This is a genomic window from Pseudovibrio sp. Ad5 (assembly GCF_001623095.1).
GTDB lineage: Bacteria > Pseudomonadota > Alphaproteobacteria > Rhizobiales > Stappiaceae > Pseudovibrio.
Map to the genome: position 1 here is coordinate 188,594 of NZ_LMCH01000064.1, position 26,250 is coordinate 214,843.

Consider the following 26,250-nt stretch of genomic DNA (forward strand, 5'->3'; position numbering starts at 1 on the left):
ACCATCAAGGCAGATCGTAGAACCCTAAAGCATTGCCAGAAGGATCGGCAAACTCCGAATATGTAACGACCTCTGGTATTTCGACTGCTTCACCAGTGTCGATGTTCACTTCAGATCGTGCTTGTTGCGAAGTTGCCATATCGTCCACCAGAAAACGGACGATGGCGCCAGTTGATTGCGCGTCATCTGCCTCGAAGACCTGAAGCCAAACACCCGGTGCAACCTTAAACTCCACGATGCCTGGGACTGGTCTGATCACTTCGGTATCAGGACCAAGAAACTTGGCATACCACACCTCTGCTTCTGCCAATGAAGGCACCGGGACACCGATAGTCACCTCTTGGAACGGTTCTGCCGAGACAATACTCGTGAATGCCAAAGAGGCAACAAAGGCCAGTGCAAGCCTGCGCATGATCGTGACTGTATTCTGCAGCGAATTAAACGACATAGTTTCTCCTTTATGATTTAAATATAGTAACTATACTTTATGTACATAACGGCAATTGTCAACATCACCTCTTTTGACCCGAGAACTTTGATAGTGCCACGGTCCCAAGCATGTTCCCCAGGGAAGGAAGAGGGGATGCGGTTTGGGCACGGAGTTCAACTCGCATCTAATCTGCGAGCAGAGAGGTTGGCTCACCCCTGATAAGTCCTTTTTAATTCTTGCCAATGTGATTTTAAGGAAAGGTCAGCCCAAGCCTTCTGAGAGGCTTGACCGAAGTACAGAGCTTGTCGGGTACATCATTGCTGCTCATGACACTCGCTTGTGCACGAGAAAGGTCCTGCGTGCATCTGAGATGAAAGCAGTGGAGCTATCCAACTCATAAGATTTTGGATAGTTGAGCCAACTCGTGGGTATCTTAGCCTGGATGCAATATTGGTTGCGTTTGTAGGTGCGCAAAAGTGTGGGCCGCTTTCTGCGACTTCCTCGCGCTTTTGAGTGTTTCTCCTACAGTCTGCTTTTCTTTGCTTGTAGTCCGATGATGTATGTGTAGATCGCGTCAAATAGCTCATCTCGAAATGAGAGGTTGAGCCATTCAAGGCCTTCAAACTGAGAAAGCTCTCTTATTGGATTTGATGGACTGGCCATTGGCCACAGACCTGAAACCAGCAGGGCGGACGTGAAAGCAATTTTCTGGCCGTCTTCCTTGCTACTATCATTCATTGCCTCTGCAATATTGGTCGCAACTCTTTCATAAAGCCCCAAGCCTTGCAGCTTGATCTTTTTGATGGCTTCCAAATGGGTGTTGTGTTCCAAAAATGATGCGGAAATACAAAGTAGCTCGCACAAGAATGGCTGCTCACAATATTGATCAGTTATAATCTTGCTAAGGTCCTCAATTGAGACGGTTCGTTGAGAAACATTGTTTTGAAAATTATCTACAAACAAGCACATTTCCTCATGCATCAAAGTCATAAGGATTTCTTCGCGGCTCCCAAAATAGCGATAAAGATTAGATTTGTTTACCGCTGCGTGTTTGCCGAGTTCGTTGAGCGACCAATTCATCACGCCCTTTTGAGAGCATAGTTCCTTCGCCATTTTGAGGATGTTTTCGCGTCGAGCAGCTTTCTGCTCATCCTTGCGTGCTCGCTTGAAGTCCATGGTTTCTCCGAATAGCTCGCCTTTATCGCCAAATCTAACCCAAGCCTTGATGGGATGTAGCTCTTACCCCATCAATCACTCAAAAAGTAGCTTAGGGTGCAGCGTAAGTGGGTTGATAGGCCCATACGACTGCAGGAGGGATATTTTTCCAGACACGTCGTGACCTGATGGCCTGAACACCTTTTCGCTTTGGAATAGGTGAGATTGTTGAATAGGTAAACTGCACTAATCGTCCACCTGGCTTGAGAACTTCAAGGCAATGATCACGAAACTGTTCGCGTTTTTCTTTCGGGTAAACAAATTGAGGCAGGCTTGAAACAACGGCGTCAAATTGCGTCTTCCCATGAGAAAGATTTTTGAGTGTCTGGTAAGCATCCTGTTGCAACAAAATAGCTGCTGGGAAGTCCCTGGATAACCCTTCAGTAAATGATTTCGACAACTCAATCAGCGTTAAATCTTTTTCTTCAACACCTGCATTCAACAGCGCACGCGTGACGCAGCCTGTGCCGGGACCAATTTCAAGTACCCGGGCGCCAGGTTTGATGGCAGAGGCAAAGACCATAGCTCTGGCTAACTCCGAAGAGCTTGGCAATACCGCTCCTGTGCGCAGGGGAGCTTCCAACCAGTTTTCCGAAAACAACACACAATCAGACTTCTGTTTGAATGTTTGAGACATACCTTCATTCCTCAATCTAGGCATTTCAGGAGAAAATAATTGACTTGAAAAGAACCGATGGTCTTTTATATAAGAGACTATCAGTCTTTACTAGTCAATAAAGAACGACTTCCGGCGGAATTAAAGAGGGTCAGGTGCAACCGATGAATAAAATTGAGCAGGTTCAGCAGGTCTTTGACTTGCAAAAAAGAAACTATGCCTCATCGAAGTCAGTTTCATTTGAAACGCGAATGGACCGGTTGGGGCGTATCGAGTCTCTGTTCCGCGAAAATTATCCGGCAATGGTGCAGGCGTTGCAGGCCGATTTCGGTACTCGTGATCCTGATGTGGCGTTCATGGGGGACGTCTATTCACCGCTTGAAAATGTCAAAATCGTTCGCAAAAACTTGAAAGCCTGGATGAAACCGGAACGCCAATCAGACGGGTTCATGCGCCTCTTGGGTCAACGCTCCTACATCCTCCATGAGCCTTTGGGCGTGGTTGGGGTCATATCTCCCTTCAATGCACCAATTACACTGGCCTTTGACCCGGCTATCGACGCCATTGCTGCGGGCAACACGGTCATGATGCGTTTCCCGGAAATCATGCCTGAAACCGGAGCTTTGATGACGAGGCTCGTGGCAAAATACTTTGATCCATCTGAAATTGCTGTCGTTACCGGTGATGTTGACGTGGCAAAGTTCCTCTCTTCATTGCCGTGGGATAAGCTGGTCTTCACCGGCGGGGCAACAACAGCTCGTCACATCATGGCAGCGGCAGCCAAGAACCTGACACCAGTCCTTCTGGAACTTGGTGGCAAGTCTCCAGTGCTGGTTATGGAAGATGCTGATTTGCGTTCTGTCGCGCGCAAAACAGTAAAAACGCGCCTCATGAATGGTGGGCAAGTTTGCATAGCTGGAGACTATGCACTGGTGCCAGAAGCCCAGTTCGAAACATTTCTGAACTTGTTGGAAGAAGAGGCCCACTCTATCTATCCGACAGTACTGAAAAATCCGCAGTATACCGCTGTCGTTGGAGAGGCATCTTTTAAGCGGTTGAACTCTTACATTGAAGAGGCGCGGGAAAGCGGCGCTCGTATTCGTGAGATTATCCCTGAAGGAGAAGCTCTGCCTGATCTCGAGAGTCGAAAATTTCCTCTTACGCTTGTGGCCAACCCCAAGCCTGACCTGATGCTATCAAAGGAAGAGATCTTCGGCCCTATCTTGCCAGTTCTTAGCTACAGGACACTGGAAGATGCCCTTGCGATTATTAATAGCAAAGAGAAACCTCTGGCCCTCTACATTCATGGCAATGACCGTGCCAGCATTGATCGGATCTTATCTGAAACAAGCGCTGGCGGCGTGACGGTCAATGACTTCCTCATCCATGCCGGTTCGCACACCATGGGCTTTGGCGGTGTCGGGAACAGTGGCATGGGCCGTTACAAGGGAGGGAAGGTTGGTTTCAAGGCTTTCTCCAATCCCAAAAGCGTGCTCGAGCAAGGGTTAGTCAGACGGTTCTCGACCAACTTCTTGCCGCCACTCTCAGGGAGCCGAGCCCGAAAAATGCTGCTCTCCAGAGTTGGCCTGACTGAGACCTCTTGAAGCTCTCAAAGCTTAACTTTTCAAGCCAAGAATAGTTACTTCGGAGATTGGGCAGACCACTCGGGCTGTCCCTTGCCTAAGCGCAGGTTCGCGATCAACAAAACTTTTTAAAAACCTAAAATTTGAAAGGGAATACACACATGAAAACTCTCATGCTCTCTTGTCTGACGGCGCTCACCATGTCGTCAAGCATAGCTATAGCGGCAGATCCGGCAATCGGCGTTTGGGAAACTGGGCTGGATGAAGGCCGATACAGCCATGTCAAAATTGGGCAATGTGGCGACAAGATGTGTGGAACGCTTTTGCGACTTTTCGAAGAAGATGGAACTCCGGTAAATGACGGCAATATCGGCAAGACAATTCTTTGGGATATGACCCCTAAGCCGGGCGGTAAATATCGTGATGGAAAATTCTGGCGTGTTTTTGATGGCAAGACCTATAACGGGAAAATGGACATGCTTGGCAGCCAGCTAAAAGTGTCGGGCTGCGTGATGTTCATTTGCGCAGGTCAAAAATGGAACCGAACTGAGTAGTTTGGAGATTGCATCTCCACCTCACAACTTGCGACTGCCTAACTTATTCAAGCAATTGCAAGCTTGTAGGGGGAATGGTGTGAAGAGCACATACGCTCATTCCTCCTACGAAACGCCATGACAAAGACGCATGGGCAGATTGTCAAAGCCATGCTTACGATAGGCAGTTCAACAAACTCTGACAGTCAAAACAGAAAAATCACCCCCGACGACGAGATTTTGACAGTGACACCGGAATAGCCTTGCTCGTTGGGGTGCCGGACTGGTCGCCTACGGAGTAAACGGGTATAAGGACATTCACCTCCGGGAAGTAAGAGGCAATGCAGCCCTGTGGCATGTCGTAGGGCACCACCTGAAAATCGAGGGCACGCCGATTGCGGCCATCTTCGCTCACCGTCCCGATATCAACCTTTTCACCCTTGGAAACACCCGCCCGTCGCATGTCGATTGGGTTCATGAACACCACTTTGCGCCCGCCAGAGATACCTCGGTAACGGTCGTTGAGTGTGTAAACGGTGGTGTTGAACTGATCGTTGGATCGAAGGCTCTGCAAGGTAAACGTGAGCTTGGGGGCTCTAGCAGTTTGCTGTGCCGAAGTCGCAAGGGGAAGGGAGTAGCCGGAAAACTCTGCTTTGCCGGACTTTGTTGCCCATCTTCGGTCGACAATCGGATTACTCAGATAAAATCCGCCCGGCGTTCGCACCTGGCCGTTAAACCCGGCAAACTCAGGCAGCACTTCCTCAATCTTTTCCCGAATGCGATCATAGTTCTCTATGTAATGCGTCCAGTTGACCACCTTGTTGCCAAGGGTCGCTCTGGCCAATCCGGCAATAATCGCAGGTTCTGACATCAAAAGATCAGAGGCTGGCGGATTTACACCAGTAGATCCATGGATTCTGGAGAGTGAATCCTCCACGGTGACCATCTGCTCACCAGAACGCTGGTCGTCGTATTCAGTGCGGCCCAGACTAGGCAGAATATAGGAGAGGGCACCTGTCATCAGATGACTACGGTTCAGCTTGGTTGCTATGCTCACCGTCAGGCGGCATTTGCGTATCGCTTCCTCTGTCAGGTTTGTGTCCGGCGCAGAGCGGGTAAAATTGCCTCCAAGGCTCATGAAGACCCGCAGCTTGCCCTCATCCATCATCTTGATGGACTCAACAGCATCAACACCGGCATCCATCGGCGGTTCAAACTCAAAGGCTTGCTGCAAAGAGGTCAGAAACTCCTCTGAAGGGTCAGAGGTAATGCCCATACGGCGAATACCCTGGGTGTTCGCATGGCCCGGCATAGGGCAAGCACCAGCCCCCGGCTTGCCAACGTTTCCGCGAATGAACAATAGGTTCATGATCTCGCGGATTGTTGCAACAGAGTGTTTGTGCTGGCTGATCCCTGTACCCCACGTAATGATCGGGCGATCTGCCTGCACATAAATCGCAGCTGCTCTTTCAATCTCGTCGCGGGAGAGGCCAGACTGGTCCTCAATCTCTTTCCAAGGCGTCAGTTCAAGCGCTTTTTCATAGCTCTCAAACCCGTTGCAATTCTCTTCAATAAACACCCGGTCAACATGGCTATGGGTGAGTATCCGCTCATAGTCCCATGCCAGAATGGTCTTCACCATGCCGCGCACAGCCGCCATGTCACCGCCCAGCTTCGGGGTGAAAAAATGGCTCGCCACAGGTGCAGAACCAAACCGCATCATCTCCAGTTGGTTCTTGGGGTCTGCGTAGCGTTCCAGTCCGCGCTCTTTGAGCGGGTTAAAGGACACCACATGCGCGCCGCGCTGGGTGGCTGCGCGTAACACCGGCAACATCCGCGGGTCAGTCGAGCCCGGATTGTGGCCAAAAACAAAGATGGCATCAGCTTTGGAGAAGTCTTCCAGACGAACGGTGGCCAGCCCGCTGCCGATCGCTTCTTCAAGCGCAATACCACTGGCTTCATGGCACATGTTGGAGCTGGACGGGAAGTTTGTGGAGCCATAAACACGCCCGAACAGCTGATAGAGAAAGGCAGCTTCGTTACTTGCGTGTCCGGAGGTGTAAAACACGACTTCTTTGGGGTCTTTGATGCCCCGCAGTTCTGCACCAATTTCCTTGAAGGCCTCAGCCCAACTGATTTCGTTATAGCGGTCAGTTATTCTGTTGTAGCGCAGCGGAGCTGTCAGACGGCCTTGATCCTCAAGATCAATGTCGGAGAAGGTCTGCAATTCAGAAACCGTGTATTCCTGAAAAAAGGAGTCTGTGATCCTCTTATCCGTCATCTCGGCAGCAACAGCTTTAACGCCGTTTTCACAAAATTCGATGGGCGAGGTCTTTTCAGGGTCAACCCATGCACAGCCAGGGCCAATAAAACCGTCAGGCTGGTTTGTTTTTAAAACTGTCTGGATTCCTGAAGTAAGCGACGTGTTTTGCAACAGAGCCTGACCACAGCTCCACACGGCACCCCAGCCACCAGCGGGAGCTGTTGATTTCTTTGCAATAATAGTGTCGGACACGCCGGACTCCTCAGGCTCTTAGAACGCCCACGAACTTGATGAGTCGCTAGCTGTAGCGTGTGAAGCTGTATCCACGGTTGCAACTAAATAGATTTAAACAATTCTCTTGTGCTAACTTGACAGCCAGATCGCTGGGCGTCGCCATGACTGCAAGTGTCCCCACGCGGGCGCTGACTGCTTTTTGCACCAGATCAGAGCTGCACCGGCTCGTTGTGATGACCAGATCAACGGGTTCGCCGCTGCGCACGCCAGCCCCAAGAGCTTTGTCCATGGCGTTGTGCCGGCCAATATCTTCGCGCACTGCCAGTATCTTATCACCACAACACACCGCAGCCGCATGCAAACCACCGCCATAAATACCATTGAGCGTTTGCTTGGATTGCATCGCTTCAAACATGGCCCCAATGCTCTCGGTTTTGGGAGCAGGCTGTTGGGCAAGCGGGGTGAGGGCACGTAAGGCCGCACGAATGCTATCAAGCCCGCACAGGCCACAGCCAGACGTTCCTGTTAGCAGGCGCTTGCGCTTCAAAGCGGTGAAGAACAGCTCATCGTCTATATCCAGATTGACGCTGATGCCTTCCTCACCGTGCTCATTGAGGTTGATCGAGTGCACATCATTAATGGAGGACACAATCGACTCGCTGATGGCAAAGCCAACAGCAAAGTCTTCAAGGTCTCTGGGCGTGGCCATAAACACAGCAAACCCTTCTCCATTCAACGTCACCGCAATGGGGACTTCTGGAGGAAGTTTTCTGCTTTCAGCAATCGGTGTTTGCCACTCAGGGTCCAGAATAGACAACCCAGACTCCACTTCTTTCTATTCTTCTTATCAAGAGATTAGGTAGTTCTCGATCTTTTGGTCAAGCTCAACCTTTACCTCATCACGAAGCCCGGCGCTATCCTCCAATATTTCTCGTGCCTTCAAAAAATCAAGCACTTGATATTGCTTAATGTTTGGGAAGATCGAAAGATCAGGTGCCCGTATTTTCAATTTTTCCTGAGAAATGGTCCGCATGAGGATCTGGGTCGCACCAAACACGCTTTCCGTTGCACTGGGAAACCCGCGTTTTTCATCTCGTTTGGGTGTGCCCACAACATCCACTGCAATCACGATGTCACAATCGCTGGGCAGCACATCAAAAGGCAGCGGGTTAACAACGCCGCCATCAATGAGCACCGTGTCGTTTAGGTGCACAGGCCGGAAGACAAACGGAATGGCGATACTGGCTGAGACAGCATCCACTAGACTACCCTCTGAAAAACGCACTTCCTCTGCCTTATAGTAATCCGCAGCAATGGCTTGAAATGGAATGGAAAGCTCGGAGAAGTCGGTTTTGAGCACATCCCCCACAAAGACTTCCAGCACACGTTTGGAATCAAACTGGCCAATGCTGGATTTACCACCAAGCAAGTCTGCAAAGCGTTTGGGCATGCTCACTTCAACCAGTTTGCTGAGCACCTTCTTCCACTCACCAAGTGTTTCAAGAGTATATGCCTCAAGCGCGTCTCCACTCACGCCACCTGCATATCCTGCACCAATCAAAGCGCCGATGGAGGTACCAGTAATGGCATGAGGTGTGATGCCCATGTCATCAAGAGCTTGCAAAACCGGGATATGGGAGAGACCACGGGCGCCTCCGCCACCAAGGGCAAGGCCAATCTTGGGAGTGCTCATTGAAAGCCTGATCCTTTAATAACTCTCATTAAAAATATAGGTGCTCTCGCTTGCTTTCCAATTGAAAACCGAGAGAAATAACGTGATAATCATGAATGACGAACATAGATAAACAATAGATGGGCACTGGGGCAAACATATCAATTGATTTGGTGGCAGTTAAGCGCACAACTTGGCTGGTTGATATGAAGCAAGGCTCCAATCTTGCGGTGTAAATGATGAACTATTCCATGGGTTATCCGGCAGGCTTTGATCGAAATCTACTGCAGTTTTCTCAAGATCTATGGAACTGTTCGTCCCTGCAAAGCCGCTGGGAAGAGCTTACCAGTTTTGCTGAAAGATTGGGCTTTGAAAAAGGCGCCTACATCATCGTGCCCAAAATCGAAGGCCGTGTAGAAGACCGGCAACCGATTTGCCTGTCCAATCACGCAGATGATTGGGTCGATCATTACAACAGCCATCATTACTACTTCAAAGACCCTGGTATGGATCATCTGCTCAGCGGCAAGAAAGCCGATCAGCTTTGGACCGATTATACCGTCAGACCAACCGGAAAGATTGATGAAGGCTTCTTCCATGATGTCCGCTCAGCAGGTCTGAAGTTCGGTGTGACCATTCCGGTGGATTGCTCCAACAAGCATTTGGTCGGTGGTGCCAGCTTTGCCTCCTGTGAACGGACACAGCTCGGCTTTGATGCACAGATGACGGCAAAGTACCCGATCCTGAAAGGGGCGGTGCAACTTTTCCATACCTACGCGCAAGAACCTGAAACCCTGAGTGAGTTCTTCGGGTTCACGCCGAGAGAGCATGAATGTCTGCTGTGGTTGACGGCGGGGAGGGCAAATAAAGAGATCGCCCACATCCTGAATCTCTCAGAGAAAACCGTAGAACATCACATCAAACGGGCCTGCAAAAAGCTGCGAGTGACGAACCGGACGCATGCCGTTGCTCGTGCTATGACCTTTCAGTTGCTTTCGCCCTAGGCCTTTGCAACTTTAAGGCATCAGGGAAAATCCCCCATTGTTATGAGTTGTGCATTTATGCATAATCAAAATTGCTAGAGGTTGCACTTTAGCTCCTGCATGGCAACTTTTCGCCTCGTGCAGTTGTTTGTGGTAGTTTATCAATTTGATCTGTTGGTTGGACACAGGCTGTCGTTGTCCGACTGAAAGTGTAGATAAATATAACTCCTCCGAAGTTCGCTTCGGAGGATTTTTTTTGGCAATTAAATTCATTCGGCACAAAAAAAAGAGCGGCTTGAAAAGCCGCCCTTTGTAAATAGGTCTAGTCCTGCAAAAGAGCGGATCAGTCCTGCTGTTCACGCTCAACAGCACGCCAGCCAATATCTTTGCGGTAGAACCCGCCCGGCCAGTCGATCCTCTCAACAGCCGCATATGCTTTTTCACGCGCTTGAGAAACAGTCGCCGCCCGCGCTGTGATGTTCAGAACACGGCCACCATTGGACAGCAGTTTCTCATCAGCAACCACGGTGCCTGCGTGGAAGATCTCTACGTCTGGATCAGCTGCAGCTTCTACCAGACCTTTGATCTCACTCAACTTCTCATAGGAACCCGGATAGCCCTTGGTCGCCATCACAACAGTGATCGCAGGATCTGTGTGCCATTCCGCATCCACCAGATCCAATGTCCCTTCAGCGCAGCCAAGCAGAATCGGCAACAGATCAGTCTTCAGGCGCATCATCAGAACCTGACATTCCGGATCGCCAAAGCGCACGTTATACTCAATCAGCTTCGGACCGTCCTTGGTGATCATCAGACCCGCATAAAGCACGCCTTTGAACGGGCAACCCTGCGCTTTCATGTCTGCAATGGTTGGGTGGATGATCTCTCTCATCACCCGGTCCATCATCTCCTCGGTCATCACAGGGGCAGGGGAGTAAGCACCCATGCCGCCAGTATTCGGGCCTTCATCACCATCGAATGCTCGTTTGTGATCCTGTGCTGTCGCCAGCGGGAGAGCATTTTTACCGTCTGAGAGAACAAAGAAGCTGGCTTCTTCGCCTTCAAGGAATTCTTCAACAACCACTTCTGCACCAGCAGCGCCGAAGGCACCGTCAAAGCAGCTATCGACTGCATCGAGTGCTTCCTGCTCGTTCATGGCCATGATGACGCCCTTACCTGCAGCAAGGCCATCTGCCTTCACCACGATCGGAGCGCCTTGCTCACGAATGTAGGACTTGGCAGCCTCGGCATTGTCAAACCGGCCATATGCAGCGGTTGGTACATTTGCGCGGGAGCACATGTCCTTGGTGAAGCCTTTGGACCCTTCCAGCTGGGCAGCAGCAGAAGAAGGACCAAACACACGCAGGCCAGCATGGGTAAGACTGTCAGACAGGCCATCAACCAGTGGAGCTTCCGGGCCAATTACAACAAAATTGATGTCGTGGAGGCGGCAGAACTCGATAACACTGCGATGATCAGTCGGGTCCAGTGCAATACACTTGGCAAATTGCTCGATGCCTGCATTGCCCGGGGCAACAAACAGTTCGTTCAGCACCGGAGATTTCGCCAGAGACCATGCCAGCGCATGTTCACGCCCGCCAGAACCGATCAGCAGAATATTCATTGAAGTAGACCCTGAAAATAAGAAGGGAACAGGTTCCCCAGTTGTGCGTCTAGGATGTGATGCAGCCTGTAGCATGAGTATGGCTCACAGTAAACGAACAACAGCTCTGGAGAGACCAAAATGCCCCGTCCATCAGTCGAACTGTTGCTGGTTACACCACTGTTTATGAATGAATTCTTCGAGCTGCTGGCAAAATGGGGAGAGCAAGACACCCTTTCAGAGCCGGTTCGTTCACTGGAAGAAACCGCACGCAGGTTGCTGGTTGACCCAAGTGCAGGGCAGGCATGGTTGATCAGAAGCTCGGGAAAAAGCCTTGGGTTTGTGCTTGTAAGCTACCGGTACAGTGTCCGGGCCGGTGGCAAAGTCGGGTTCATAGAGCAGGTGGCGCTCGCTCCAATGGAAGGGATCGAGCGACTGTTACCTCCTGTGCTGCAGGCATTGGAGGATGATCTGGCACAAAAGTCTGTCGTTAAAATGGAAGTTTCGCTGAAGAGACCAGAGCGAAAGACCAGAAAACAGTTCTTCGAGGAATTTGGCTTCTTGACGCAAAGTGTTGATCTGTTGGAAAAGACAATTCACTACGAAGAGGAATTCCCTCTCAGCTTTTAAAGCGAACTTGGAACTTGCTGTGTGAAGGGAAACGAACGCAGATAAGCTCCAGACATGACGGTGAGGTGGCAATGTTCAATACCAAAGACACTGGTCCAGTTGCAGATGCTGTAAAGCGTCATTGGGTTGATACGCGCTTGCCACCAGGCCTTCGTCCTTTTGCCCGTCTTGCGAGGTGGGAGCGGCCAATCGGCTGGTACCTGCTTATGTGGCCGTGTTTGTGGTCGTTAGCCCTTGCATCCAATGCGGCAGGAGCTGCCATTCCAAACATCTGGTACGCAGTGCTGATGTTTATCGGTGCAGTGGCAATGCGTGGGGCAGGGTGCACCTACAACGACATCGTCGATAAAGATATTGACGATAAGGTCGAACGCACACGCTCTCGCCCAATCCCCTCTGGTCAGGTCTCCAGCAAACAAGCCAAAATCTTTATGGCGTTGCAGGCGCTCGCCGGGTTGGTCGTATTGCTGCAGTTCAACACCTTCACCATAGTCCTGGGCATATCCTCTCTGGCAATTGTTGCCGCCTACCCATTCATGAAACGCATCACCGACTGGCCTCAGTTCGTGCTTGGTCTGGCGTTTTCTTGGGGGGCACTGATGGGATGGGCAGCTGTATTTGGCAGCCTGTCACTGGCGCCAGTTCTGTTGTATTGCGGGGGTATCCTCTGGACAATCGGCTACGACACCATCTACGCCCATCAGGATAAAGAGGACGACGCTTTGGTCGGCGTGCGCTCAACAGCGCGATTGTTTGGCGAAAAAACCCGTCAGGCTCTGGTCATTCTTTATGGCGCAACAGTTGTTCTGTTTGCAGGAGCCTTCATTGCAGCAGGCAGTGGCCCGCTTGCATTTGCCGGATTGGCGCTCGGTGCATTTCACTTGCTGAACCAGATCCGCGTGTTGGACATAGATGATGGCGACCAATGCCTTCAGCTCTTCAAGTCCAACTCAACCTTCGGCTTGATCTTGTTTATCGGATTGGTGCTGGACGGCCTTGCTGCCTATTACCTTTAAGAGTTTCAGCGCCGCAAAGATGTGAAACGGCGGGAGCTGGCAAATATCTTCTGCAACCGTGTTGGCTTGCCTGTTTCGCGGCCAACAAGAAAACGCGGACGTCGTCCAGTTAACGCTCGAAGCTTTCTGCGTGGCAGCGCCTCTCCGTTGGAGCACGTGTTAAGCCCAAGACGCGCCAGTTTGGAGGTGCCATCGCTGTCAATCATGAGCAGCGGCAGTGCCAAAACATCTGACCAGGCTTCCCAATAATCCGCTGTCAGCTCCATATCAGTGCTGGTATAAAGCGGAATGCTCAAAGCATGATCTCGATGCAGCAAAATGACCTGATACTCCAGCTCATCACTGATCTCGCTGACTGTCGCTCTTGCTCCAACACCAGAGTAAGATCCAAGCGGAACCGTTAAAGTAAGCGGAAGCCCACCCATCTCACGGCGAATAAGCACCTTGTCCGGATCAATGCGAATATCGGATCTGTTAACACCCGGTGTTTCAAGAAGATCGTCAGGAAGGTCCGCCTGAATGCGAAATGGCAGCGATACACTCACACGATTAATGTGGTTGTCGTTGCTCGCAAGGCCCAAAAACTGCGATTTGTAGTTGATCACGGAACTGCCCCTCCCTCCACAGGTGTGGAGGTTTCAATTCATCTTCTTTTCAAACTAGAGGAAAATTACAGGGTAGAATCTGCGTAAGTTCTTAATTCGAATGGTTAAAAATCTCTGATTTTAAAGAGGCTTAGCGAACCTCTTCCGAACTTGCTAAAATTCTAACTATCTTTAAGTGGGCTCATTTATGCGCAAAGTCATGCGCGGCACGCCGCTGCAATTTCTGCGTACAGCCCCGCGATTATTGGCAGGTGTGCTTGCTCTTAAGACAGGCACGCCCTAAACACGAAGAGCAAGAAAACAGGAGGTCCATGCGAATGTCTGACGCAATTGCCAATTCAAAGCTTGAAGAGCAGGCAGTGAGCTTGGTGGAAGCTGCAAAAGCAGCCGGCGCCGATGCAGCAGACGCAATCGCAGTTACGGGCATGTCATTGTCTGTTTCCGTGCGCGAAGGCAAGGTTGAAAACACCGACCGCGCAGAAGGTAACGACGTGACACTCCGCGTATTTGTGGGCAAGCAGGTTGCCAGCATTTCTTCCAATGCCAGTGACGACCCCGCTGAGCTTGCAGCTCGTGCCGTTGAAATGGCGAAAGTCACGCCGGAAGATCCATACGCTGGGCTTGCTGAACCTGAGCGTCTCCTGAAAGACATCCCGCAACTGGACCTGATAGATCCACGTGAGGTGAATGCCGAGGAACTGACCAGAACCGCGCTCGAAGCAGAAGCTGCGGCTCTCGCAGTTGAGGGCGTTTCCAAATCAGGCGGTGCTGGCGCAAGCTGGGGGCTCTCTGGCATCGTACTTGCCACAAGCCACGGATTTGTTGGTGCTTATCAGCGTTCTCGTTCTGGCTTCTCCATGACAGCTATTGCTGGTGAAGGCACTGGCATGGAGCGTGATTACGAATTCGATTCCCGCACCTATTGGGATGATCTGATGTCTGCGGAAGAAGTTGGCCGGATTGCAGCAGAGCGCACCGTGCGCCGCCTCAATCCACGCCAGCTGGAAACCCGCAAGGCGCCAGTGGTTTATGAACCACGCACAGCGCGCTCCCTGCTTGGTCACTTTGCAGGCGCGATCAACGGAGCCTCAATCGCCCGTGGAACCAGCTTCCTGAAAGATAAAATGGGCCAGCAGGTCTTCGGGAAAGGCATTACCATCTCCGATGACCCGTTTAAGGCGCGCGGCGGTGGCACAGCTCCGTTTGATGCGGAAGGCACCGGTGCTGAATACCTCAACATGATTGAAGATGGTATTCTGGGCCATTGGTTCCTTGACGGATATGCAGCGCGTGAGCTTGGCCTGACCTCAAATGGCCGTGCACGCCGTTCCGGGTCCTCCACCTCTCCAAGCGCAACCAATCTGACGCTTCAGGCGGGTGAGAAAACACCGGAAGAAATCTTAAGAGATATCGGCGAAGGTTTGCTGGTAACGGATTTGATTGGTCACGGTGCAAACGGTGTAACAGGTGACTACTCCCGAGGAGCCTCAGGCTACTGGGTCGAAAATGGCGAAATCGCCTATCCAGTGAGCGAAATCACCATCGCAGGCAACCTCAAGGACATGTTCCTGAACCTGACACCGGCATCTGATCTGGACGAACGATATGCAGTGGCCACGCCAACAGTGGTTATCGAAGGACTGACGATTGCCGGAAGCTAACAAATATAGCGTGCAGGAAGATTTAGAGCTGCTGGTTTCAGCAGCTCTGGAGGGCGGCAAGATCGCCCTCTCTTATTTTGGGAATTCACCAAAAAGCTGGACCAAAGAAGGCGACTCGCCTGTATCTGTCGCTGACATCGAAGTTGATCAGTTTCTGGCATCTAAATTGCACGAAGCACGCCCCGACTATGGCTGGCTCTCGGAAGAAACCGAAGACGATCTGGTCCGTAAAGATTATGAGACAGTGTTTATCATCGACCCGATTGATGGAACTCGTGCGTTTTTGAATGGACGTGATGAGTGGTGCCTGTCGCTGGCAGTGGTCAAAAATGGTCGCCCCACAGCTGGTGTAATTTTTTGCCCGGTGCGTGATGAGCTCTACACCTCCGTAGAGGGAGGAGGCAGCTATCTCAATCAGGAAAAGATTGCGGTTTCAGATCGCCCGTCCGTCACCGGCGCCTACATCGCAGGCCCCGTCAGCTTCCTTGAAAAGGAAGGCGTAAAGAGTGAGCAGATTCGGTTCAGTCCTTATCTGGGCTCACTTGCCTACCGTTTTGCACTGGTTGCCTGTGGGAAATTGGATGCAGGTCTGGCGCGTGCAAGAGCCCGCGATTGGGACCTTGCCGCAGCGGATTTAATCATCAGTGAGGCTGGCGGCCAGTTAGTAGACTTGTCTGGATCGACCCTCTACTACAATAAAACTAGAACAAATCACCCCGGACTAGTGGCATCTTCTGCCAAATTGTTTAAAAGGCTTCAGGGAATATCCGTAGAGGATTAATCCTTATCGGTTTCCGGTCGGACTCTCTGTGAAGAAGGTGAGCGAACACTATGAGTGCTCAAGAAGAAAACCAACAGCTACTTCACCTCGTGTTTGGTGGTGAATTAGAAGATATCAGCAATGTTCGCTTTAAGGATCTTAAGGATCTGGACATTGTAGGCATCTACCCGAACTACGCTGAGGCACACGTCGCGTGGAAAGCAAAGGCGCAAGGTACCGTTGATAACGCATTGATGCGTTACTTTATTGTACACATGCACCGTCTGCTTGATCCGGGCGCAGAAACCAAGTAAGTACTGCGCCTCCCGGGAATTCTGCCCGAACTCAAATGGGCTTGTGAAATGTTGAAAAAACTAGGCAAACACCCGCTTGTCATGAAGCTAGCGGGCACTGCCATGGCGTATTATCTGCTCTTTGTCTACAAGAGCAGTAAACTCACCATTGATCCTCCAGAGGTCTATGAGGAACATGAGGAGGGTGCACCATTCATCGCGTCCATGTGGCACGGTCAGCATTTCATGTTGCCCTTTGCATGTCCAAAGCACTGGGACATTAGGGTTATGATTTCTCGCAGTGCTGACGGCGAGATGCAAGCGGTTTGCGCATCAAAACTGGGGCTCGGTACAATCCGGGCCGCTGGTGCGCAGCGCTCCAGCCAAATCAAGAAACGTGGAGGCATGCGCGGTTTTATTGAAGCTGTGCGCGTACTCAAAGCAGGCGCCACAGTCTCCATGACGGCAGACGTGCCCAAAGGCCCTGCACGTAAGGCAGGCAAAGGCATCGTACAGCTGGCCAAGCACTCCGGTCGGCCAATCCTGCCCGTAGCAATGGCAACCAGCCGCCATTATGACCTTGATACTTGGGATAAGGCATCCATCAATTTGCCGTTCAGCCATATTGGGTTATGCTTTGGTAAACCTATTCCGGTGCCGGCTGATGCAAGCGATGAACAGATCGAGGAAATTCGTCAGCGTCTGGAAAACAGCATGAACGAAATAACTGACAAAGCTTATGCAATCGCCAAATCAGGCAAATAATAAACACTGGCAGAACTGGGTCCCATGAGTTCAGTGATCTTCAGAGTCTATCAAGGTCTTGGCCGTCTGGCCGCGCCGCTCCTTGTTGGCTTGTATAAATTGCGCGCCCGCCAGGGCAAAGAAGATCAGAACCGCAAAGGGGAACGGTTTGGTGTCGCCTCGAAAGAGCGGCCATCTGGAAACCTGATCTGGATCCATGCAGCAAGTGTAGGGGAGGCCAACGCCGTCCTGCCGCTTGCAAAGCAAGTCGTCGACGGTGGTTCCAAAGTTTTGCTGACAACAGCGACACTGACATCTGCGCAGGTAGTTGAAGCCTCCGCGCCAGAGGGCGTGATCCATCAGTTTGTTCCTTATGATACGCGCGGCAACATCAAGAGATTTCTGAACCACTGGTCACCTTGTCTGGCAATCACAGTTGAATCAGAAATCTGGCCGGCAACATTCCATGAGTTGGAAAAGCGGCAAATCCCACTGATCATCGTCAATGGACGCATGTCAGAAGGCTCCTTTTCAAATTGGAACCGTGTTCCCTCCTTTGCCCATTCAGTCTTTGGAACCGTTGACTGTGTGCTCGCCCAGTCAGATGATGATGCGGCCCGGTTCAAGCAACTGGGAGCAATCCGCGTCAGACCTACGGGCAATATCAAGTTTGACGGCAATATTCCTGAGTGTGATCCGGTAGAACTCGCTGACTTCAAAGATCAGCTCGAAGGTCGCCCACGATGGCTTGCAGCCAGCACGCACCCAGAAGAAGAAGTTGAAGTTGCCAAGGCTCATCAAGAGCTCAAGCACAAGTTTGATCGCTTGCTGACGATTATCGTTCCAAGGCATCCGGTCCGGGCACAGGAAATCCGCGAAGAGCTGGAGCAGATGGGCCTTGTGTGCACTCAGCGCTCACGGGGCGAAGCCATTACCAATGCGACCGATATCTATATAGCTGACACGCTCGGCGAGCTTGGCTTGTTCTACCGTGTTGCGCCGGTTGTGTTTATGGGCGGTTCCCTGAGGCCAATCGGTGGGCATAACCTCCTTGAACCGGCTCAAGTGGGCTGCGCAATCCTTTCTGGCGTGCACACTCAGAATTTCGCATGGATCTATCGCCACTTCTCAAAAGAAGAAGGCGTTCTTCTGGTACACAACACCAGTGAGTTGGCCGATCAGATCGAAAACCTGCTTCACAACCCTGCGGATGTACAAAAGCGTGCTGACACAGCAAAAGCGCTGGTTGAATCTGGACGGGGCGCTCTGGCAGCGACCCAGCTTGAGCTGCAGCAGTATCTGCCAGTGAAGCAACCAGCAGCAGGGAAGGAGTAGACGATGAACGCTCCTGACTTTTGGTGGACGAAAAACGGAAACTGGCAAGCCAAACTTTTGAGTCCTTTGGGTGCGCTCTACGGCTACATGGCGACACGTCGTTTCAGGTACAATCCCAGATACAAAGCCCGTCAACCTGTCATTTGCATTGGCAACTTTACAGCAGGCGGAACCGGTAAAACACCATTCGCGCTGGCGTTGAATGCTCTGTTGAAAGAGGCTGGCCACAAACCTGGTTTTCTTCTGCGTGGCTACGGAGGTTCGATTAAAGGGCCGCTGCTCGTAGAGCCGTCAAAATATGCCGCCGCAGAAGTCGGCGATGAAGCGATGTTATTGGCACGCCGCGGCCCAACTGTGATCTCTGCTGATCGCACAGCCGGTGCCAAGCTTCTGGAAGAGCAGGATATTTCTGTCATCATTATGGATGATGGATTCCAGAACCCGTCTTTGCATAAGGATTTCTCCATCGTTCTTCTGGATGCGAAGACCGGTATTGGCAATGCCAGATGTATTCCGGCTGGTCCATTGAGAATGCCGTTCAAGAAACAGCTGCAGCGGGTTGGCCTGCTGATGGTTGTGGGTGAGGGCGATGCGAGTATCGATCAGCAAAAGACGGCACGCCAGGCTGGGATCGATTTGATGCACGCTGCAATCCGTCCTGTGTCCGCAGATGCCTTAGACGGGGAACGCGTGCTTGCATTTGCGGGAATTGGTCGTCCTGAAAAGCTATATACCAGCTTGCGGGAGGCTGGAGCTGAGGTCGTTGAGACCATGTCCTTCCCGGATCATCATTACTTCACGAAAGACGACGCGCGCCTGATACTGCGTGAAGCTGAAACGCAGGACTTGCTACCAATCACGACCACAAAAGATTACGTGCGTTTGGATGGCCGCGAAGAGCAATCTATTGCGCGGCTCGCAAGCGTGGCAAGTGTGTTGGAAGTGGAGATGAAAATCGCTGATCCAGACGCCCTCATCGAGCGCCTGAAACCTGTGTTGGACTGCGAAAAGCCTTAGGCTTGTAGGCCGTTGCTCTCATAGGCTTTAAGGGCAGCATCTGCATCAATGTACGCTTCCTGGCGAGATACACTCCAGTACTTGAGTTCTTCAAGCATGATCGTTTTGCCAGTGATCGCACATTTCACAAAGTTACCGGGTGCTTTCACCTGATAATCACCATCCAGATATTGGATACGTGCTTCTGTTGGAACGCGTGGCTGTTCAAAACGGTTCATTATTTCAGCATCCAGAGTTGTTGTGTTTTTCCTTTCTTACCGCTCAAACCTTAAAAAGGCCAGCGGTAAGAACATGCATCTTATGCAAATAAATCTGGCAGCATTTATGCAGTTGCCAGTTTTTCCTTGCGGATTTTCTCAATCGTGCGCCAGCAAACATATTGGGCCAGAAAGGCGAAAACAACGCCGCCAATGGCTTGCCCTGCGAGAACACCGTTTGCCTGATAGAAGTAAGCACCGGCAATGGTGAACGGGATAGTCCCAAGAGTTGCTCTGCCCCAGTTGAACAGCATGGAGTAAATTGGGAAGCCCAGATTGTTGAAGACTGCATTGGTGACAAACAAAGCAGCATTGAACAAGAAACCAGCTGCCGCAAATGTGCAGAAGAAGAAGACCAGTGAAGCGCTGTCACCCTCAGCATTGAAGAACTGCACCAATGGCCCCTGCAACACAAACAGCAAACCCCAGGCTGACAGCGTGTAAACCACGATCAACAAAAGAGAATCCTTCACAACCTTGCTAAGCCGGTCGAACTCCAGGGCTCCAAAATTCTGGCCAATAATAGGACCAACTGCACCGGAAAGAGCGAACAGAGCACCGAAAGCGACAGGAATAATCCGGCCAACAATCGCGAAGCCCGCGACTGCTCCATCGCCAAACTGAGCCATTTCCGCAATAATCCAGGCATTACCTGCTGGTGTTGCGATGTTGGTCAACATGGCTGGCGTCGCCACTTTGAACAGATCGACCGTATCGCTGACAGTTTTCGAAATCTCAGGCTTGCCGAGCATGTTGTGCTTGATGATCAGGATATAAAGGCCAACACCAACCATCACCAGACGAGAAACAACAGAAGCGATTGCAGCACCAGTGATGCCCATATCAAACCCGAAAATGAGGATCGGATCTAAAATGGCTGTCACAAAGCCGCTGGATAAGGTCACAAACATCGCACCACGTGCATCGCCCACGGATCTCAACAGCGCAGAAAGCACCATTGCACCAACGAGGAACGGCATGGAAGGCACGACGATGTAAAGGAAAAGCAACGTAAAATCGAGCGTACGCCCAGACGCCCCGAGCAACATCGCCAGATCATCCAGAAACGCCAGACTACCAGCCACGACAGCGAGTGATATCAATGTTGATATTATAAGCGACATGCTCACAAGGCGGTGCGCGCCTTTCACATCACCTTGCCCGATACGCCGGGCAACGGAAGCACTGGCGGCAATGGAAAGTCCAATGCCAATTGCAGAGTTGAAAAACATGATAGTCCCGGCATAGCCAATTGCCGCCGCAAGTTCTTCAATACCCAACTGTGCAATGTAAAAAAGGTTTGCAAAATCAACGAGAAAAATAGCAATCAATCCGACTGAGCCGGTGGATGTCATCACCAGAACATGGCGCATAGTCGAGCCATAGGTGAATTTTGCATCCCGTGTGCCGGATGAAGTTGGTCTGGACATAAAAACTCACTTTTGGCGATGCTGATAGCAATCGCAAGAGAGGGCCTCAATGACCCTGCAATCGTGTATCTTTCCGCTGGAACAGTGTTTCAGCATCTTCTTCAGCTCGGTTTGTAGGCTTTGGAGACGAATAATCTTGTCTTCCACCTCAGTCAGGTGAGCCCGTGCAATCTCGTCTGCGCCCTCGCAGTCATCCTCCGGGTGTTCCTTAAGCAGCATAAGGCTCTCGATCATTTCCAAAGAGAAACCGAGATCACGGCCATGACGGATGAAAGAAAGTCGGTTCAGGTGGTCTTCGCCATAACGACGCTGACCGCCCTCAGTGCGCGGAGGTTCCGGAAGTAGCTTTTTTTGCTCGTAAAAACGAATAGTCTGGACTTTAACGCCAGCCTTCTTCGCAAGATCACCGATTGAGTATTCACCAGCCATATCGAACCATACGGATTAATGTGGTCTCTGCGAGAAAGCAGTGCCGCAGATCACGAAATGTTGAAATGAGAGCACACCACGCCCACGTAATAAATGTGCTCCAAATCAACCAGCGTCAAGAGCAGTGCTCTGATAACCTGATTTAATCAGTCAGGTTTTTCTGATTTGCTTTCATCGCGTGGCGTGCGCTGGTGCAACTTGTCAGAGCCAGCAAGATCACCACCGGCAAGCTGCATTGTCAGGCGTTCATCGTCTCGTTTGCGAACATCATCTTCGACTTCGTCAATACGGTCTGACGGCAAACCAAGAAACTCAAGCGCTTTCCGACCAAAGGTCAGGCTGGACTCAAAAGTCTCACGGATCTGATAGTCAACGCCCAGACGGGTGAGATCAAGCGCATGAGCCCGGTCCGTGGCACGGCAATAAAGAGCTGCATTGGGGAACGCGGATCTGATCTGCAAAATTGCCTGCTTCATGACGCGGTCATCCTCAATGCAAAGAGCAATCAAGGTCGCATTCTCACCACCAGCTGCCTTGAGCACGTCGGGCCGCGTCGCATCCCCGTAATAAACCCTGTAGCCATATTGGCGAGCATAGTTGATCCGGTCCGGCTTGTTGTCGAGAGCTGTGACGGAAATCCCTTCTGAAGTCAGCATCTGCGCAACCATCATACCAAAACGCCCAAATCCAACGATCAGCACGCTCGGGCATGCATCCTCAAAGGTCTCGATTTTATTGGTCGTGTCGCCATGCTTTTTCATCCGCTCCGCAACAAAATCCAGACCTACTGCACCAAGTGGTGTGAGCAGCATGGTCAAAATAACAATAGCGCTGAGGATATTCGCAGATTCCTCTGGCAAGATTGCCGCAGCAGTCGCCGTTGAAAACAGCACAAAGGCAAACTCCCCGCCTTGTGGCAGAGTGACTGCCACGCGCAGAGCATCAGAGTTGGAAGAGCCAAACAAACGCGACAGGCCCCAGAGCAGAACACCCTTGGTGAGCATCAGCAACACGACCGCAGAAACGACACGCTGCCAGTTTGCGACAATCAGATCAAGTTCGAGCGCCATCCCCACAGTCATGAAGAACAAACCCATGAGCATTGTGCGGAAAGGCTCAATATCCGCTTCCAGCGTATGGCGGTAGCTGGATTCCGCCAGCATCACACCAGAGAGGAAAGCACCCAACGCCATGGAGAGCCCAACAAGGCTCATCAAACCTGCACTGCCCAGAGCAACCAGCAGTGCTGCAGCAATCATCAACTCACGAGCGCCTGAAGCCGTTAAAAGCTTGAAGAGGGGAGAAAGTAGGAAGCGGCCCGCAAAGATCACAAAGCCAACAGCTGCGACAACCGTGATCACCTGCATGGCAATGGAAGCTTCTTCCACATCCGCTTCAGCAGGGGCCAGAATGCTGACCATGGCAAGCAGAGGCACAATAGCCATGTCCTGCAGCAGCAAGATGCCGAAGGCCCGTTGGCCATACTTGGTGCTCAGGTGTCCGCGCTCCTGCAGCATTTGCAAGGCAAAGGCCGTGGATGACAAAGCAAGACCAAGCCCGGCGATCAGGGCAACCTGCCAGGACAAGCCAAACACCATAGCGCCTAAAGTCAGTATCAAACCCGAGATTACAACCTGCGCTGTCCCAAGCCCGAATATGTCTCGCCGCATGGTCCATAATCGGGCAGGCTCCAATTCCAGCCCAATTACAAACAACAGCAGAACAACCCCAAGCTCAGCGAAGCCCAGTATACGCTCAGGCTCATTGAAGAAGCCGATGCCATAGGGGCCAATCGCCATCCCTGCTGCGAGGAAACCGACCACAGCACCAAGGCCAAGCCGTTTGGTGATGGGCACAGCGATAACTGCAGCGGAAAGAACCACAATGGTTTCGATAAAGAACGGGGGGACGTGAGCTTCTGCCATTGGCATCCTAAAAAGCGGAATTCAAACTATTAAAACAGACATTTCTGATTTCAGTCGATTTTGAGGGGAATACCTTAATTCTATCTAAGAGAAAATGTAGTTTTCCGTATAAAGCTAGTCTGAAGATGGCTTGTGTGGTGAAGTTTTTTCAGAATTCTCTGATTGTTCCTTCTCTGCCTTCTTTTCGGCCTCCGCAAGGCGGCGTGCTGGTTCGTTCAGGGCAGTTGATTCTGATTTCGGTTTGATCAAAGGTTTCACTGGCACATCGGGCAGCTTGAATTGCTTGTAACCCGCATACAGGCCACCCACCTGCTGCAATGCCAAAAGCTCAGCATCTCTGCGCCGCACATCCGCAAGAATTTCATAGGTGCGGTCTTCATCCTCGCCCAACTCCTCCAGTATTTCCCGCCCGAACTGTAAAGCCGACTCCAGGGTCTCACGCAGCTGATAGTCTGCGCCCGCTGTCACAAGTTGAATAGCGTGACGACGATCGTGGGCGCGGGCAAAAATTTTGGCGAGTGGGAACTGTGTTTTCGTCATGCGTACAATCTGGCTCGTTGTTTCGGCCCGTTCGGTACAAACCGCAATCACGCTGGCATTTTCCGCCCCTGCTACCCGCAAAACATTCAGTCGTCGCCCATCTCCGTAGTAAATCCGGTAGCCAAACCGAGAGGCCTCCCGGATATGCTGTGCGTCTGTATCCAGAACCGTCACGGTTGAGCCCTGCGCAATCAACATCTGGGAAGCCAGTTGTCCAAAACGCCCAAATCCTATCACCAGCACATTGGTGCGGCCTCCCTCTGTATTGGGTATATCCGGTTTCACGGGCTCAGGCCTCAGCTTCACGCCAAACCATTGCGAGAGCCAAACGCTCAGCAGAGTAAACGCCATGGTGAAAGAGATGATTGCGGAGAGCAGGCTGCTCTGATGCGGGTTCAGCAAATCAACGGCGACAGATGCTGAGAAGATGACAAACCCAAACTCTCCAGCTTGAGCCAGCAAACCACCAATCTGCAAACTGTTTTCTGGTGTGTGGCCAGACAGGCGGGTGACAGAAAAAATGCTCAGACACTTCACGACCATCAAACCAAAACTGCAGGCAAGCACCACCACCCAGTTCTGATAGACAAAGTTGAGGTCAATAGACATGCCGACCGTGATGAAGAAGAACCCGAGCAACAAGCCGCGAAAAGGCTCCAGATCAGCCTCAAGCTCATGCCGGAAAGAACTTTCTGCCAGCATCACACCCGCAATAAACGCGCCCAATGCACTCGAAAGACCCACCGCTTTCATCAGCGTTGCTGCGCCAAGTACTGTGAGCAATGCAGAGGCTGTCATCATCTCGCGAGCACCAATACGGGCAAACAGCCGAAACAATGGGGTGAGCAGATAGCGGCCAACAGCAACCAACAGAAGCACGGTCGAAGCCATAATCAGCGCCGTCTCCCAACCTGGCCGTTGGCCCGTATCGATAGGAACAGGCGCCACAATCGCCATCAGCGCGAGAATGGGAACAATCATCATGTCCTGAAACAGCAAGATTGCGATAGATGTTTGCCCCATCGGCGTCGTGCGATCACCGCGGTCTTGCAAAATACGCAAGGAAAGAGCCGTTGATGAAAGCGCGAGCGAAAGGCCAATAATGAGAGATTTTTGCCAGGTCAGTCCCGCAAAATAGATAGCAAGCCCAATAAGAAGCGCGGAAAACCCTACTTGAGCTGACCCTGAGCCAAAAATCTCCTTACGCAAAGACCAAAGACGGCCAGGATTCAGCTCAAGCCCGATCAAAAACAGCAGCATGACCACGCCAAGCTCACCAATGGGCCGCAGCTCATCAGGAGCGCTAAAGGGACTGCCAAGATACTGCCCAATCCCCCACGGTCCTAAAATAACGCCCGCTATCAAATAGCCGACGATGGTTCCAACCCGGATCAGCTTGGCAAACGGCACCACCAGAATCGCCATGCTTAGAAACAGCATGATGTCTGTCACAAAATCCAGTTGGTGGAGTGTGATCATGAAAGGGGGCGGCTCATTATTATTTTTGAAAGAAGCTACAGACCCAGCGTAAATTCGGTTTGAATGCAATACAGACAAGCTGAGGTAAATCTTCAGCATCCTTAACGAAGTGCCAGTTTGAGCTCTCTGGTTGTAGTTTAAATAGATGCGAATTAACGCTTGAACCTACAGTGACTAGAGCCTTTACAGTCGACTCATTCTCGATTGGAGGCGCAAAATGCTAGACAAACCAAACACTCACTTAAACATCCTGCTCAAGGAAACCCCACTACTCAACTTTAGTGCGCCAACAATCCGGCAGCTCGTTGATCAAAGGAAATGGAAGGATCTATCTCCCTTTGATCGTGCTGGAGCAGTCTACGATTTCGTCCGCAATGAAATCCTGTTTGGTTACAATAAAGCAGACAATATTCCGGCAAGTCAGGTGTTGGCTGATGGAATAGGGCAGTGCAACACCAAAGGTACACTTCTCATGGCATTGATGAGAGCCGTTGGAGTTCCCTGTCGTCTGCACGGCTTCACGATCCATAAAGAACTACAGCGCGGAGTAGTGCCCGAACTGGCCTACCAGATCGCCCCGGACAACATTTTGCATTCCTGGGTGGAGATCTATCTTGAGGACCGCTGGATTAATCTGGAGGGCTTTATTCTGGACGATGCGTTTCTCTCTGCTCTTCAGCAGAAGTTTGCCCCAAGCAGACAATCCCTTTGTGGCTACGGCGTTGGCACCAACTGCCTCAGCGCGCCTCAGGTCAATTGGCGGGGGCAGGACACTTACATCCAGAAAACCGGTATTAACAATGACTTCGGAACCTATACCAGCCCGGATGATTTCTACACTGAACACATGCAGGCGTTTTCGCCAATGATGAAGGTGCTTTATGAAAACGGCATCCGTCACGTGATGAACTGGAGAACCAATCGCATTCGTGCTGGTAAAGTGCCTGCAATTCCTTTGCGGGATTAGAAGCGTTATCGCAATGAAAAAGGGGCATCT

General features: G+C 51.4%; 25 protein-coding genes. 12 read left to right on the plus strand and 13 right to left on the minus strand.

Features of this window, described 5'->3' with window-relative positions; all coding sequences use genetic code 11:
- Window positions 1-4 precede the first annotated feature (4 nt).
- The 3 genes from PsAD5_RS22255 to PsAD5_RS22265 form a co-directional block, all read right to left on the minus strand.
- The gene (locus PsAD5_RS22255) at window positions 5-448 is read right to left on the minus strand and encodes a VOC family protein (protein ID WP_063293717.1); all 444 of its coding nucleotides are present in this window, start codon (window positions 446-448) and stop codon (window positions 5-7) included.
- 504 nt (window positions 449-952) lie between these two features.
- Entirely contained in the window at window positions 953-1,543 is a 591-nt protein-coding gene (locus PsAD5_RS22260; protein WP_193776924.1) for a TetR family transcriptional regulator, read from the minus strand.
- Window positions 1,544-1,697: 154 nt separating this feature from the next.
- On the minus strand, window positions 1,698-2,282 hold the full coding sequence (locus PsAD5_RS22265) for a class I SAM-dependent methyltransferase (protein ID WP_063287183.1): 585 nt from the start codon (window positions 2,280-2,282) through the stop codon (window positions 1,698-1,700).
- A gap of 143 nt (window positions 2,283-2,425) precedes the next feature.
- On the opposite strand from PsAD5_RS22265, the gene PsAD5_RS22270 reads away from it, so the two are divergent.
- Both PsAD5_RS22270 and PsAD5_RS22275 read left to right on the plus strand, forming a co-directional pair.
- Window positions 2,426-3,865 carry an aldehyde dehydrogenase family protein gene (locus PsAD5_RS22270; RefSeq protein ID WP_063293719.1) on the plus strand — a complete coding sequence of 480 codons (1,440 nt, stop codon included), beginning with the start codon at window positions 2,426-2,428 and terminating at the stop codon, window positions 3,863-3,865.
- A 140-nt stretch (window positions 3,866-4,005) separates the two neighbouring features.
- Window positions 4,006-4,398, plus strand: coding sequence for a DUF2147 domain-containing protein (locus PsAD5_RS22275; RefSeq protein ID WP_063293720.1), 393 nt, complete (start codon window positions 4,006-4,008; stop codon window positions 4,396-4,398).
- A 199-nt stretch (window positions 4,399-4,597) separates the two neighbouring features.
- Here the strand turns inward: PsAD5_RS22275 and PsAD5_RS22280 are convergent, their stop codons facing one another.
- From PsAD5_RS22280 to PsAD5_RS22290, 3 genes are read right to left on the minus strand one after another with little or no spacing between them, the layout of a single operon-like run.
- Window positions 4,598-6,892: an FdhF/YdeP family oxidoreductase gene (locus PsAD5_RS22280; protein ID WP_063293721.1), complete on the minus strand. Its 2,295-nt coding sequence runs from the start codon at window positions 6,890-6,892 to the stop codon at window positions 4,598-4,600.
- A gap of 46 nt (window positions 6,893-6,938) precedes the next feature.
- Complete coding sequence (gene fdhD, locus PsAD5_RS22285; protein WP_063293844.1) at window positions 6,939-7,691, minus strand: formate dehydrogenase accessory sulfurtransferase FdhD; 753 nt, start codon at window positions 7,689-7,691, stop codon at window positions 6,939-6,941.
- Between the two features lie 30 nt (window positions 7,692-7,721).
- Window positions 7,722-8,567: a patatin-like phospholipase family protein gene (locus tag PsAD5_RS22290; RefSeq protein WP_063293722.1), complete on the minus strand. Its 846-nt coding sequence runs from the start codon at window positions 8,565-8,567 to the stop codon at window positions 7,722-7,724.
- A 215-nt stretch (window positions 8,568-8,782) separates the two neighbouring features.
- Between PsAD5_RS22290 and PsAD5_RS22295 the strand changes: the two genes are divergently transcribed.
- The gene (locus PsAD5_RS22295; RefSeq protein WP_208981725.1) at window positions 8,783-9,550 is read left to right on the plus strand and encodes a helix-turn-helix transcriptional regulator; all 768 of its coding nucleotides are present in this window, start codon (window positions 8,783-8,785) and stop codon (window positions 9,548-9,550) included.
- Between the two features lie 322 nt (window positions 9,551-9,872).
- Here PsAD5_RS22295 and purD read toward each other — a convergent pair whose 3' ends face one another.
- Window positions 9,873-11,153, minus strand: coding sequence for a phosphoribosylamine--glycine ligase (gene purD, locus PsAD5_RS22300; RefSeq protein ID WP_063293723.1), 1,281 nt, complete (start codon window positions 11,151-11,153; stop codon window positions 9,873-9,875).
- A gap of 120 nt (window positions 11,154-11,273) precedes the next feature.
- On the opposite strand from purD, the gene PsAD5_RS22305 reads away from it, so the two are divergent.
- Both PsAD5_RS22305 and ubiA read left to right on the plus strand, forming a co-directional pair.
- Entirely contained in the window at window positions 11,274-11,762 is a 489-nt protein-coding gene (locus tag PsAD5_RS22305) for a hypothetical protein (protein ID WP_063293724.1), read from the plus strand.
- 71 nt (window positions 11,763-11,833) lie between these two features.
- A complete protein-coding gene (ubiA, locus tag PsAD5_RS22310; protein WP_063293725.1) occupies window positions 11,834-12,778 on the plus strand; it encodes a 4-hydroxybenzoate octaprenyltransferase in 945 nt (314 codons plus the stop codon).
- 5 nt (window positions 12,779-12,783) lie between these two features.
- Here ubiA and PsAD5_RS22315 read toward each other — a convergent pair whose 3' ends face one another.
- Entirely contained in the window at window positions 12,784-13,383 is a 600-nt protein-coding gene (locus PsAD5_RS22315; RefSeq protein WP_063293726.1) for a DUF6101 family protein, read from the minus strand.
- A 317-nt stretch (window positions 13,384-13,700) separates the two neighbouring features.
- Here PsAD5_RS22315 and PsAD5_RS22320 point away from each other — a divergent pair, with 317 nt between their 5' ends.
- The 6 genes from PsAD5_RS22320 to lpxK are packed head-to-tail and all read left to right on the plus strand — an operon-like array spanning window position 13,701 to window position 19,193.
- Window positions 13,701-15,044, plus strand: coding sequence for a TldD/PmbA family protein (locus PsAD5_RS22320; protein WP_063287191.1), 1,344 nt, complete (start codon window positions 13,701-13,703; stop codon window positions 15,042-15,044).
- Window positions 15,031-15,825 carry a 3'(2'),5'-bisphosphate nucleotidase CysQ gene (locus tag PsAD5_RS22325; protein ID WP_063287192.1) on the plus strand — a complete coding sequence of 265 codons (795 nt, stop codon included), beginning with the start codon at window positions 15,031-15,033 and terminating at the stop codon, window positions 15,823-15,825. Before PsAD5_RS22320 ends, PsAD5_RS22325 begins: the two co-directional genes overlap by 14 nt.
- 50 nt (window positions 15,826-15,875) lie before the next feature.
- On the plus strand, window positions 15,876-16,118 hold the full coding sequence (locus PsAD5_RS22330) for a DUF4170 domain-containing protein (RefSeq protein ID WP_057462263.1): 243 nt from the start codon (window positions 15,876-15,878) through the stop codon (window positions 16,116-16,118).
- A gap of 48 nt (window positions 16,119-16,166) precedes the next feature.
- Window positions 16,167-16,862 carry a lysophospholipid acyltransferase family protein gene (locus tag PsAD5_RS22335; RefSeq protein ID WP_063293727.1) on the plus strand — a complete coding sequence of 232 codons (696 nt, stop codon included), beginning with the start codon at window positions 16,167-16,169 and terminating at the stop codon, window positions 16,860-16,862.
- A 24-nt stretch (window positions 16,863-16,886) separates the two neighbouring features.
- Entirely contained in the window at window positions 16,887-18,176 is a 1,290-nt protein-coding gene (locus PsAD5_RS22340; RefSeq protein WP_063293728.1) for a 3-deoxy-D-manno-octulosonic acid transferase, read from the plus strand.
- Window positions 18,177-18,179: 3 nt separating this feature from the next.
- Window positions 18,180-19,193, plus strand: a complete 1,014-nt coding sequence (lpxK, locus tag PsAD5_RS22345) for a tetraacyldisaccharide 4'-kinase (RefSeq protein WP_063293729.1) — start codon at window positions 18,180-18,182, stop codon at window positions 19,191-19,193.
- Here the strand turns inward: lpxK and PsAD5_RS22350 are convergent.
- The 5 genes from PsAD5_RS22350 to PsAD5_RS22370 form a co-directional block, all read right to left on the minus strand.
- Complete coding sequence (locus tag PsAD5_RS22350) at window positions 19,190-19,411, minus strand: DUF2093 domain-containing protein (protein ID WP_093517470.1); 222 nt, start codon at window positions 19,409-19,411, stop codon at window positions 19,190-19,192. The genes lpxK and PsAD5_RS22350 overlap by 4 nt on opposite strands.
- Before the next feature lie 104 nt (window positions 19,412-19,515).
- The gene (locus PsAD5_RS22355; RefSeq protein WP_063293730.1) at window positions 19,516-20,880 is read right to left on the minus strand and encodes an MATE family efflux transporter; all 1,365 of its coding nucleotides are present in this window, start codon (window positions 20,878-20,880) and stop codon (window positions 19,516-19,518) included.
- A 6-nt stretch (window positions 20,881-20,886) separates the two neighbouring features.
- Window positions 20,887-21,309 carry a MerR family transcriptional regulator gene (locus tag PsAD5_RS22360; protein ID WP_057462269.1) on the minus strand — a complete coding sequence of 141 codons (423 nt, stop codon included), beginning with the start codon at window positions 21,307-21,309 and terminating at the stop codon, window positions 20,887-20,889.
- A 146-nt stretch (window positions 21,310-21,455) separates the two neighbouring features.
- Entirely contained in the window at window positions 21,456-23,234 is a 1,779-nt protein-coding gene (locus PsAD5_RS22365) for a monovalent cation:proton antiporter-2 (CPA2) family protein (RefSeq protein ID WP_057462270.1), read from the minus strand.
- A 114-nt stretch (window positions 23,235-23,348) separates the two neighbouring features.
- A complete protein-coding gene (locus tag PsAD5_RS22370) occupies window positions 23,349-25,253 on the minus strand; it encodes a monovalent cation:proton antiporter-2 (CPA2) family protein (protein WP_063293845.1) in 1,905 nt (634 codons plus the stop codon).
- A gap of 217 nt (window positions 25,254-25,470) precedes the next feature.
- On the opposite strand from PsAD5_RS22370, the gene PsAD5_RS22375 reads away from it, so the two are divergent.
- On the plus strand, window positions 25,471-26,220 hold the full coding sequence (locus PsAD5_RS22375) for a transglutaminase-like domain-containing protein (RefSeq protein WP_063293731.1): 750 nt from the start codon (window positions 25,471-25,473) through the stop codon (window positions 26,218-26,220).
- Window positions 26,221-26,250 lie beyond the last annotated feature (30 nt).